8 protein-coding genes and 1 pseudogene are annotated in these 11,571 nt (G+C 65.1%); 6 read left to right on the forward strand and 3 right to left on the reverse strand.

Annotated elements, in window-relative coordinates; translation table 11 throughout:
• Positions 1-2: 2 nt before the first annotated feature.
• Complete coding sequence (locus NVV99_RS24465; RefSeq protein ID WP_064257459.1) at positions 3-353, reverse strand: hypothetical protein; 351 nt, start codon at positions 351-353, stop codon at positions 3-5.
• 124 nt (positions 354-477) lie between these two features.
• The gene (locus NVV99_RS24470) at positions 478-2,634 is read right to left on the reverse strand and encodes an FtsK/SpoIIIE domain-containing protein (protein ID WP_219130581.1); all 2,157 of its coding nucleotides are present in this window, start codon (positions 2,632-2,634) and stop codon (positions 478-480) included.
• 990 nt (positions 2,635-3,624) lie between these two features.
• On the opposite strand from NVV99_RS24470, the gene NVV99_RS24475 reads away from it, so the two are divergent.
• The 6 genes and pseudogenes from NVV99_RS24475 to NVV99_RS24500 all read left to right on the forward strand — a co-directional run bounded on the left by NVV99_RS24475 (position 3,625) and on the right by NVV99_RS24500 (position 10,791).
• A complete protein-coding gene (locus tag NVV99_RS24475; RefSeq protein ID WP_064257743.1) occupies positions 3,625-3,933 on the forward strand; it encodes a hypothetical protein in 309 nt (102 codons plus the stop codon).
• Positions 3,934-3,980: 47 nt separating this feature from the next.
• Complete coding sequence (locus NVV99_RS24480) at positions 3,981-4,391, forward strand: hypothetical protein (RefSeq protein ID WP_064257742.1); 411 nt, start codon at positions 3,981-3,983, stop codon at positions 4,389-4,391.
• On the forward strand, positions 4,375-7,452 hold the full coding sequence (locus NVV99_RS24485; RefSeq protein WP_064257741.1) for an ATP-binding protein: 3,078 nt from the start codon (positions 4,375-4,377) through the stop codon (positions 7,450-7,452). Before NVV99_RS24480 ends, NVV99_RS24485 begins: the two co-directional genes overlap by 17 nt.
• A 98-nt stretch (positions 7,453-7,550) precedes the next feature.
• A pseudogene (locus tag NVV99_RS24490) lies at positions 7,551-8,906 on the forward strand (hypothetical protein); the annotation flags it as partial.
• 74 nt (positions 8,907-8,980) lie between these two features.
• A protein-coding gene (locus NVV99_RS24495; RefSeq protein WP_153008490.1) for an IS3 family transposase occupies positions 8,981-10,230 on the forward strand; the annotation gives its coding sequence in 2 pieces (ribosomal slippage) (positions 8,981-9,311 and positions 9,311-10,230; 1,251 coding nt in all).
• A 12-nt stretch (positions 10,231-10,242) separates the two neighbouring features.
• Complete coding sequence (locus NVV99_RS24500; RefSeq protein ID WP_257606233.1) at positions 10,243-10,791, forward strand: transposase; 549 nt, start codon at positions 10,243-10,245, stop codon at positions 10,789-10,791.
• A gap of 519 nt (positions 10,792-11,310) precedes the next feature.
• Here the strand turns inward: NVV99_RS24500 and NVV99_RS24505 are convergent.
• Positions 11,311-11,508: a histone-like nucleoid-structuring protein Lsr2 gene (locus tag NVV99_RS24505; RefSeq protein ID WP_231912171.1), complete on the reverse strand. Its 198-nt coding sequence runs from the start codon at positions 11,506-11,508 to the stop codon at positions 11,311-11,313.
• Positions 11,509-11,571: the final 63 nt, after the last annotated feature.

Genomic DNA, 11,571 nt, shown 5'->3' on the forward strand with positions numbered 1-11,571 from the left:
GGTTAGTTGATCCCGCCGAAGGCACCGGCGCCGGCCAGCGCGGTGTCCATCTCGTCGATGACAGCATCGGTCTGCTCGAGCTCGGCCAACGCGTTGGTGCGGGCTTTGCCGTCGGGCAGCGCTTCGATGACCACGCGGCGCTTGGCCGACGCCTCACGGATTTCGGCGAGGCGTTCGCGCGTGAGTTCCTGCCTCTCGTCGAGTTTGGCCAGCCACACCGGCGAGGTCTGTTTGAAGTACTCGCGCAGCGCCTTGATCACCGGATCGTTGGCGCCCTTGGAGACGAACGGGCCACGCAACGCGGCGACGTCCTCGGCAGTAGGGGTGATCGACTGAGAAATGCGACGAGTCATCGGGTTCCTTCCGGTGGTGATTACGGGCGTGGTTCACGGGGCCGACGAGCGGTCACTACGGGGTTGATGCGATCGCGACGACACGGACAGCGATCAGACTCTCGTGCGGTGGGTCGCCCGATGCTCATGCGCTGCGTCCCACGAGGTCGGGTTCGGGCAGGACAACGACGCCGTTCGCGTCGAAAGCAATGCGGGTGGTGACCCGGTCGGCGCCGATGGTCAGGACGGTCTCGATGACCTCGCCTCGGCTGCCGCGACGCACATCGACCGCATCGACGGTGACCGGCACCAGGTCGCCGTCCTCGTTGTCGATGAGCACGGTCTGCCCGGCGGTCACGCTCGAGGCCGGGATGACATCGGCGAAGTCCTCGTCCGCAGGATCAAGTTCCGGTGCGGCTTCGGCTCCAGTCTTGGCCATCGACACGGTGCCGATACCGCCCGTACTCGTACCGCCGAGGACGATCGGCTCGGGCACGCTTCCGTAGTTGCGTGCCCGCCGCGCCAGGGCGCGTTCGGATTCGATGAACTCGGCCAGCTCCGGCGAGTAACAGGTGAACTGCGGCGCCTCGGCCGGCATCAATCCGTCGATGATGGATTTCTCGTTCTCCGACAGCTGGTTCCACTTGTTCGGATGCTTGTCGACGTTCGGGGTCCACCACATCTGCGCATCGACGGGCGAGCCGTCGTCACCGAGCGCGATCCCGCGGCCCTTGACCGAGGTGTCGACCTCACGGCCCACCGTCGAATCCCCCCACATCATCAACGCCCCGTCCTGCGAGAGATTGCCGAGCGAGATGCGGGTGCCGAAGTTGTCACGCGCGTTGCCGGAGGCACCACCGAACAGGGACGCATCCGGACGCTGCACACCGAGCAACAACCGGATGCCGGCCGAACGCGCGAGCACCGCCAGATCCGCCCACGCACCGAGCGGATCGAGTTCCTTGAGCAGAGTCTTGGTTTCGTCGTCGCCGGTCTTGGCCAGACGCTGCCACTTGCCGGAGAGGATGAAGAACTCGTCGAGCACCGCGATCATCAGCGGCAGCTGCGAACCTTCGATCTTCATCTGATGGATGTAGGCGTTGCGCGCCATCATCTCCGTATGCAGGGCGCGCACGAACATCGCCGCGCGCAGCGCGTCGTAGATGATCGCCCCACAGCCGGGGTAGCCCTCGAGGCCGTCGAGTTCGATCATCTTCGGATCGACCCCGACGAACGGAACCCCGCGACGCGCCGCTTCGGTCAGCAGCGTGCGGATCACCGAGGTCTTACCGCCGCCGGTGGGGCCGACGATCAAGCAGTGCGGCTTGTTCGAACTCGTCGAGACATCCCAGAACATGATCCGGTCCGCCGCGCCGGTCGCATAGGGCAGGTGCCGCAGGTTCTCATCGACCAGTTCCAGGGGGTGGTCGACGCGCTCGGGCATGGCGGTGACCAGACGCATCACCAGATAGCCCTTGTTCGGATACCAATCGCAGGTCCAGTTCCGGCCGGATTCGTGCGGGCCGGCGAGCGAGGCGAGGGCTTCGTCGACCTTGGCCTGAAAGCCCGGTGCTCCGGCGTTCATCGACTTGGCGAAGGCGATGCGGTAGCCGGTCTCGATGCCGTCCTCGTCGATGGTGTCGACGCTGACCTTGGGACTTTTGAAGATCGTGGCGCCGTCGAGCGCATCCTGCAGGACCTTCTGTCGTTCGCTGCGGGTGTCCGGGGAGATCGGCGTGCGGGTGATGACGAGCCGGTCGCGGTGCGCGTCGTGCCGCACCGTCACCGCCGAAGTCTCGCTGGTCCCGAAGGCCGTTTCGACCGCACGCGAGAGCGCCTCGAATTGCTTGGGGCGGATCACTGCACCGCGCGAGAGCTTGATCGTCGCGCCTCGCATCGAGCGCCCGGTGGTGGGCCGCGAAATCGAGACCTTGGTGGGTATATGCCCGGTGCTCTGCTGAACCATCGCGTCGAGCATCTGTGACCACCGGTGAGTGCGGTGCCGCGAAATATCCAGGGCGATCAACGGAGCGGTGGCTACTGCCAGCGGCCACCGGTAGTCGTACAGCCCGGTCAGCGCCTCGACGACCGAAGCGTTTCCCGCGACAGAAGCAATGAGGATGGGGCTGGAGAAGGCAGCTGCGGCAGAGATTGCCGTCAGCGGCGAGAACGGCACGAAGCGGGACACGCACGTGGTCCGCCCGTCGCCGGTCCGATCGCCGCGAGCGTCGGTGGTGTCGCCGAACGTGTCGCGCCATGCAGCGACGAGCCAGTCCTTGAGTGGGTCTGGAGTTGCGCTCACTGCATGCGCCTTTCACTCGTGCTCGTCTTCGCCGGATGCCGTCCGGTGCGGTGTGCGAGCACAGTGGCAGAGGGGCCGAGTTTTCACCAAGCAGGTGACGGCATTCCGAACTGACGCAGGTGATGCGCTCGGATCCGCGAGTGCCCAGCTCGATGAATTTGTGCCTCAACGTGTTCGGCGCTCACCTGAGAAGATCTCCACCACAGCGCTTGCAACGCGATGTCACCGAGCGCTTTTTCGACTGCTGATCCCAGCGCTCGCATACCGGTTCAGCGAGCGTTCATCCGAGCATGCTTATGGGCACTTGCACGTGGTGTTCCGAACGCTCCACAGCCGCCCTCCCCGTGTGGTTATCGAGCGTGGGCACGACCGCCGCAGTCAGCGCTCCGAAGAGCGTTCGACGTGGTCGGTTGCGAATACCGTTGGCGCCGCGCGCAATTCTGGATTACACTCCCCCCAAGGAACGCCGGGGGGAGTGACCCCGTAAGGGGTGGGCGTCGCGAGCGCTCTGCGCAGCACTGGGATTCACCGCTCGAATCCATCGCCCATCTCACGCGCTCTGTCGAGCGCCATGATGCGCACTCCCCCACTCCCCCACGATCACCCCTGCCTCCCCCAGCCCGATCACGGCCCTGCGAACCTCTCTCGCACAGGGCACACACCTGGCGTTGATGCATGTTCGTCCACCGCCCCGGCCGGCACTATCGCTCGGGTCGCTGTTCAGGCATCGAAGACGCATCGACGATCACCTCGCTTCATGTGCGGTGACGGCGCGCGTGAACATCGCTGCTCCGCACTCCCCGCCACGTGCGCTCGGCATGGCTGTCCGGTCTCGATCGTGGAGGTGTTTCTCGCGCTCGTTCTTCCCCGTCGACCTCGCCGGATGTGTGCGCTGTGTGCATTCACCTGTTTGGGCGAGATCGCGTGCTCGTTTTACGTTCTCGGCCGTCGCCTTTCGGGCGTACCGACCGAACCATCACTGGAGTGCTCATGTCTCTCGCGCCAAGTCTTGCCGAACTGGCGATCACGACCATCCCGAGTGGTGACGTGCTCGCCCAGACCACCGAGGTCACCACGACCGGGGTCCGCGCTTGGATCGAAGACAACATCGTCTTCACCATCCTCGTGTTGATCGCGTGCGTGGTCCTGATGGGTGGGCTGCGCGGCAACCTCTCGAAGGTCGTCACCGTCGGCGGCCTGTCGCTGGTGGGCATGGCGTATCTGGGCATCGCGACGAACACCACCGCGGCAACCGGCATCGGCAATTGGCTCCTCGGTCTGGTCGGCATCCAGGTCTGACCACCGCACGCAAGTACCGGCCGACGACCGCAAAAGGGGTACCGATCGTGATCGACAACGACGACATGCTGCACCGCGTGGACCGGCACTATCTCGGCCCGACCGGCTTCACGCTGCCGTTCCGCCTCCGCTACGCCGCAGTCGGACTCGGCGCGCTCATCACCGCGACGGTGTTCGTCCTCGCCCGCGCGGTCGTGCAGGTGCCGCTCGGCTTCCAGTCTCTGGTGGTGATCGTCGGGATCGGTGTCGTGATCACTGCGCGGGTGACGAAGTACGTCAACGCCGACCGTTCGGTCCGGTCGGTGATCCGAGCTGCGTGGAACGACCTGACTGCACCGCGCCCGCCCAAGGCAGGACAGACCGTCGTCTTCACCATTCCCGCTGCTATGCGTGCCTCGCGCAGTACGCCCCCGCAGCGTCGAGCGAAGGGAACTGCTGACGATGGCTGTCCAGCCTGACAACGACATTGCCGCGTTGTTCGATCCGAATTTCGACGAGCCCGCACCGGCGATCGTGCCGCCGGGTGCGTTGCCCCCGTCGTGGGCGGCGGCGATGGCAGCACACCGCATCGCCTCCCCGCCCCCGGTTCCGGATCCGAATGCGGACGCGACGCAGGCCGCGGAGCTGGCGTGGTCCCAGGTGCCCGACAGCAGCATCACCGCCCCTGCTCCGGTGACCACTTCCACCACCGCAGCGAGTGCAGACGCACCGCCCGCACAGCGCAGGCGCGGCCGCACCAAGCGCGGCACGTCTGCCGACACCGACGCGGAGTTCACCCGGCAAACCAAGACCGCCGCCAAGCGCGCCGCTCGCACGCGCAAAGCAGTGCGGCTGCAACTGATCGGGGTCGAAGGCAACATCACCCGCACCCGTAGCCAGTCCACAGCGTGGTTCGTCCAACCACCAGGGCCGTGGAACATGCGCCCGGTCGCCCGGCAGCGCCGCTACATCCGCAGCGAAGCGTTGGTGCTGGCGAACCTCGCCGAAGCCGGCGTCACCGGTCTACACCGCCGGCTGGTGCGTACCCCGTGGCCGGTGCGCCAGTGGGCGCAAGCTCACGACGGGTGGGCCGAACCGATCGCGGATGTGCCGCGCGCGTTGTCGTGGCCGGACTATCTGCGCGGTCAGCAGCACGCCATGCTGTGGGGCAACCCCACTCTCAAGGGCCGCTACTGGGGCATCGAACTACCCCCGCGCTCGGCGCTCGCGGTCGGGCTCGACACCATCTCCGAATGGTTGCTGCCCGCCGTCGATACACCGCTGCTCGGCCGGATCGCGAGACTCGTCCGCTCGTGGGCGCACACGGCGTTCCTCAACGAGCAGAAGGCGCTCGCCGAGCACCTCGCCACGATCGAACGCATCCTCTCGGGACAGGGGGTGCGTGCCAAGCCCGCCACCGCCGCGCAGATGGACTATCTGCTGCTGCGCTCGGCCTCACTGGGGTTGCCGCTCGATGCCGAGGGCGTGATCTCCGGCGGTGGGGACTGGGAACACTCCGATGTTGCTGCGCTCGAGGACCTCACCGACCTCGAATTGACCCCCGGTGACGGGTACACCACTGTGCGCGGACAGGTCGGTGGCCGGGACTACACCGGCTACGCGATCGTGCTCACGGTCGGGCGCATGGCGCCGTTGCCGATCCCGGAGCGGATGCTGCCCTGGCAGGTCATCGGCGACTCCTCCGGTGAACCGCTCGAATGGTCCGAACGCATCCGGTTGAAGACCAAGAGCCAGACCATCCGCAGTCTGCGCCGGCTCACCGCGCGCATCGAGGCGCAGTTCGACCACTACACCGTCGAACACGACCAGGTACCACCGCAGGAACTCGCCGAACAGCACGCGCTCGCTCAACGGGTGCTCTCCGACATCGAAGACGACCACTCCGGCCTGTCGGTGCGCACCGACGGCTGGTACCGGGTGCTTGTCGTCGGCTCGTCCCCGGACGAGGCGAAGCAGAAGGTCTCGATGCTTCAGGAGATGTACGCCCCGCGCATCCGCCTCGAACACGAGCACGGCCAGTACCAACTGCTGCGCGAATTCCTCCCCGGTGAGCCGCTCGCCAACATCGCGCACTGCCGGCGCATGAGTGTCGAAACCGTCTCCGCCGGGATGGCCGCGGTCGGCGACCGGATCGGGGACCGCACCGGCGTGGTGATCGGCGAAACAGCCTCGATCGCGCCCCGACCCGCGGTGTGGGATCTGTTCGCCGCGCATGAGAAGAAACACAAGTCCGGTCTGACCCCGATCGTGGCGGTACCCGGCTCGGGCAAAACGTTCCTGGCCGGGATCCTCGTCTACCAAGCGGTACGTGCCGGCGCCTACGGGGTGGTGCTCGACCCATCCGGACCGCTCAAGAAACTCGCGCAGCTCCCCGAGTTCCGGGGTATCGCCGAAGTTCAGGCGTTGACGGGGCGCACCTCGCGGCCCGGCTCCCTCAACCCTTATCGGGTGATCGTCGATCCGCGCCGCGACGACCCCGACTACGACCCGACCAATCCGGACTACGCCGACGATGCCGATCCCGTCACCGCAGCCCAGTCGCAGTACGAAGCCGACCTGCGGGCCGCGCAGGCCGAGCGGATCTCGGTGGCGGTGTCGGTGCTGAAGATGATGCTCTCCCCCGCCCGGCTCGAGCACGAGTGGACCGAAACCGTCCTGCAGACCGCGGCGAACACCGTCGGCGGCGGACGGCACCACAACCTGCGCGAAGTCCTCGACGCGATCGCCGCGCTCGGTCGCGACGACGAGAACCTTGATCTGCGTACCTGTGCGCGCAGCGTGCATCAGGAGTTGTCGATGATGGCTGATCTCGCCGAGGCCCGCGTGCTCTTCCCCGAAGCGGGCACCACCGGTGAGCCGGAGGACATCGTCGACAACAACACTCGACTGACGGTGTTGACGATGCCCGGCTTGCAGCTCCCACCCACCGGCACCGACCCGTCGCAGTGGACCCCGCAGCAACGCATGGCCGGCCCGCTCATGCACATGGCCGCGTGGCTTGCGAACCGGCTCGTCTACGAACTGCCCCGCTTTGAGCGCAAGGTGCTGTTTCTCGACGAGAACAAGTACCTCGAACAAACCGGTGCCGGCCGCACCCTGAATCTGCGCATCGCCCGCGACTCGCGCAAGTACAAGGTTCGCGCGTTGGTGTGCTCGCAGCTGCCCGACGACTATCTCGGCGTCGGCGGCAGCGACGACAAGTCCGCATTGACCTACGAGGTCATCATCGGCGATCTCGGTGGCAACACCCATGCCATCGACGGCGCCCTCAAACTACTGAACCTTCCTGCCGGGGAAGGCTACGAAGCGTTGTTGGCCGATCTCGGTGGTGGCGGAGAAGACACCCTCGATGAGGACACCGACACCGAGCACCTCGACCAGGCACGCCGGTTCATCGTGAAGATGGCTGACGACATCGAACTGGTCCGCTCGGACTGGACCCACTTCGTCCACCTGGCACACGTATTCGCCGCGCTCGATTCCCGCGCGACCCGCGCCGCGATGGACACTCCTGCATGAGCGCGCAACGAGCACGCCGGATTCTCCCGGCACTGTCACTCTCCGTCCGCTACGTCGGGCAGCCTGTGGGGCTGGTGGTCCGTGTTCTGGTCGTACTGATGTTCGCTGCGGTCGTCCTGATTGGGGTCGGCACCGGGGTGGCCACAGCCAGCGGCTTCGACTGCAAGGACGTACCGGCCCCGGAGTTCCCCAATGAGACCGTCGAGACGACCTTCGACTCGTCCAGCGCCAACCGGCCGCCGATCGAAGGTGGGGGTGGCACGGGTTATGAAAGCTACGGTTGGGCCGGACTGAAATGGCACACCTACGACCTCGGCTGCGGTGAGGATCTAGTGCGCGCTCCCGGCGCGGTCAACGACACCACGCTGGGCAACACCTTCCTGACGATCGGGAAGTCACTGGCGGCCGCGGCGTTCTGGCTCGACGACCAAACCAAGACCGGACGCGACGCGCTTGATGCCGGGGTCGACTCGGCACTCGAACAGTTCGACCGGATCGTCTACTCGATCAGCGACGGCATGCGCGGGGTCTACGGACAGTGGCTGGGGATTGCACTGACTGTCGTCGCTGTGATCGTGCTGTGGAAGTCGCTGAAGGCAGACACCGCCGGCGTTACCCAAACCTCGGCAATCGCAGCGGCCGGGCTGATGCTCGGGGCGCTGATGGTCGGTGCACCGCAAAAGGCGGTTCAGGTCACCGACGACACGTTCGGCTCGCTGATCACCGATACTCAGGATCAGATTTTCTCGGTCCAGTTCGGGGACGGCCCGGGCGGCGGCACACTTACCGGTGGACCGACCGACCCGCGCAACGTGCTGATCGACCAAGTTTTCCTTCCCGATTGGCGCACGGGTTGGTTCGGCACCAATTACGACGATGCGGACACAGCCGGGCTCGGTCCGAAGTTGCGTGATTCGCTGGCGTTTTCGTACGAAGAGCAGGAGCGCGTCAAGAACGACCCGGACGCCCAGGCCGAACTCGCCGCCCAGAAGGCCGACACGTTCCGCGAGATCGTCGCGTCGCTGGAATCCGACCATCAGTTGTCCTACTACCAGTTTCAGGGCAAAGACTCCGGCCGCACCTCGACCGGTTTCATCGGCATGATCAAACTGGCGATGCCATCGATGCTGTGGATCGGCGCCTCGATCCTGAAGATCACCGCACTGCTCGCGATCCGCTTCGCCATCCTGTTCGCGCCACTGTGGGTGCCGTTCGCGATGATCGCCGGTGGTTGGCTGGGCCGCATCCTGCGCATGCTCGCCACCGCCTATGTGTGGGGCGTGGCCGGTGCAGTCATCGTCGCGCTGTACCTGATGGCGCTCGTGCAGCTCTACGTCGATGCCGACGGACAGGTCGACGGGTCCTGGCGATTGTGGTTCATGGTGCTGCTCACCGTTGTGTGCTGGGCGATCATGCGCCCATTCAAACGGGTAGGCCAGACGTTCACGCAGAACAGCTGGGGGTAGCCCCTGGGTGGTGAACACGCTGACACTGGCCCATACTGGGCCGGAGAATGCAGGACATCACCATGACGAAGAAGAAATACTCTGACGAGTTCAAGGCCGACGCCGTGCGACTCTACGAGAGTCGCCCGGAAGTGTCGTACTCGTCGTTGGCCGCGGATCTGGGAGTCGCTCGGGGGTCGTTGAAGACGTGGGTGCATTTGGCGCGTAAGAAGGCCGCGATGGCGCGGTCTGCGCCCGAGAAGAGCGTGGATGCCTCGGAGACACCCGAGGAGCAGTGTGCGCGGATGCAGGCCGAGATCGAGCAGATTCGGGCCCGCAACCAGGCTTTGGTCGCGGAGAACGACAAGCTCAGCGAGGAACGAGACATCCTGCGCAAGGCCACGAAATATTTCGCGGCAGAGACGAACTGGTGATCCGCTTCCGGTTCGTTGACGACCACCGAGACACCCATGAGGTGAAGCGGATGTGCACGGTGCTCGGCATCCACCGGTCGAGCTACTACAAGTGGCGAGCCGGAAAGGCGGCTCGGCGTGCCCGCCAGCAGGCCGATGCGGCGCTTGTCGACCGAATACGTGCCCACCACCAGGAATGGGACCACACCCTCGGTTACCGGCGGATGACCGCCGAACTGGCCGATGATGACGCGGTGCCGGGCACGGTCAATCACAAGCGGGTAGCCAGGTTGATGCGACAGAACAACATCGTCGGTGTGCACCTGCGTAAACCGAAGAACACGACGATCAAAGATCCTGGGGCGCAGGTCTTCGAAGACCTGGTCAACCGTGATTTCACCGCTGACGAGCCTGGACGAGTATTCGTTGGTGACATCACCTATCTTCCGCACAGCAGCACCGGTGAGTTCCTCTACCTGGCGACCGTGATCGACGTGTGTTCCAAACGGCTCGTCGGCTGGTCGATCGCAGATCACATGCGTACCGAGCTCGTGGAGAACGCGCTCGACAATGCGGCGGCGGCCCGAGGGTCGCTGGAAGGAGCTATTTTTCACTCCGACCACGGCCGTCAATTCACCTCCTCGGACTACCAGGCGACATGTCGCCGGCACGGCGTGCGGCAATCGATGGGCCGGATCGGGTCGAGCGCCGACAACGCGATGGCCGAGTCCTTCAATGCGTCGTTGAAGCGGGAGACGCTTCAGGGCGCGAAACGCTGGATCGACGAAGCGCAATGCCGCACCGAGGTTTTCCGCTGGATCACTCGATACAACACACGCCGACGGCACTCATCACTGCGGAACCGATCACCACTTGACTTCGAGGTCGACCATGGGTCTACCCTCGATCAGGCCGCTTGACGTACACACCCAGTGTCCACTATCCAGGGGCCACGCCCGTGCACCGATGGCACCCGCCTGACGGCGGAGATCACCGAATGCGGCTACCGGGGTAGTGCCAAGACCGTCCGTCGGTTCCTGGCACCACTGCGTGCTGCGCATCGGACGCGCCCGGCACCGCCGCCGGTGCCATCCGTCCGGCAGGTCACGGGGTGGCTGACCGCCCGACCCGACCGTCTCACCGACGTCGACAGCCACCGTCTCGCCGACATCCTCGAACGCAGTCCCGCACTGAACGCGCTGCAGGGACACGTTCGCGGCTTCGCCGAGCTCATGACCGAGCGGCGCGGACACGAACTCCCCGAGTGGATGAGCGACGTCGATGCCACCGGATCACCGGCCCTGCAGTCCTTCACCACCGGCCTGCGCCGTGACCTCGATGCTGTCACCGCCGGACTAACCCTCGAACACAACTCCGGGCCGGTCGAAGGGCACGTGAACAGAATCAAAATGCTCAAGCGGCAGATGTACGGGCGAGCCAACCTCGACCTGCTGCGCAAGCGCGTCATCCACCTCGAATAACGAAGCGTGGCAGTGACTTCACGGAAAGTGCGCCAGATCCAATTACGCGACGGTCGACAGCACCGCCCGTATCAAAGCGGCATTCGAGATAGACCACACCCGGCGAGAGACGACGGTGCGGTTGCGGACTCGCACATCACCCGAGGGCCTACGCTCTGCCGTGTGCCCCAAGACGCCGGGACAGTAACTACCGAAACAGCTGAATGGATAGCGACGACATCGGTCAGCATCGAAGGACGTCGATACTCTCGACGCGAGCACCTCACCGCGCCCTTCTTATCCCTGACATTCTGTCCGCGACAAAAACACAAAAGTGCCCTGCCGATCGGATACGGCAGGGCACTCGAGCAGTGTCGTCCAGTTATCGCCACCCGAAGACGGCCACGCATTCTCCCTATTTCCTCATTGTCGATCGCACTGACTCGACCTCCCTAGATTTGGCCCATCACGAGTGCTCCAACCACGGTGGACGAAGACGGCGCGAAGCAGTGAGCCGATGCTACTGCAGAGAGCTAGTTGTCAGTGAGCAGCGACGTACTCGTCGACGAGGGATTGAGGCAGACGTCCTCGGGCGGGAACCTCGAAACCTTCTTCAACCGCCCACTCTCGAATCTCCTTGGAGCTCGGAGAATTCGGATCGGATGACCGAGCCGTTCCGGCTCGCTTCTTGCGTCCTCCGACGCGGGTCGCACGCTCGACGTAGTGAGGTTTTCTCACCAGAGAGTCACCGACGACAGCAAAGACATCCGAACGGTGTGGCGTGAAAAGAGGACGTGGGGT

The organism is Rhodococcus sp. PAE-6 (assembly GCF_025290685.1).
Classification (GTDB): Bacteria; Actinomycetota; Actinomycetes; order Mycobacteriales; family Mycobacteriaceae; genus Rhodococcus; species Rhodococcus pyridinivorans.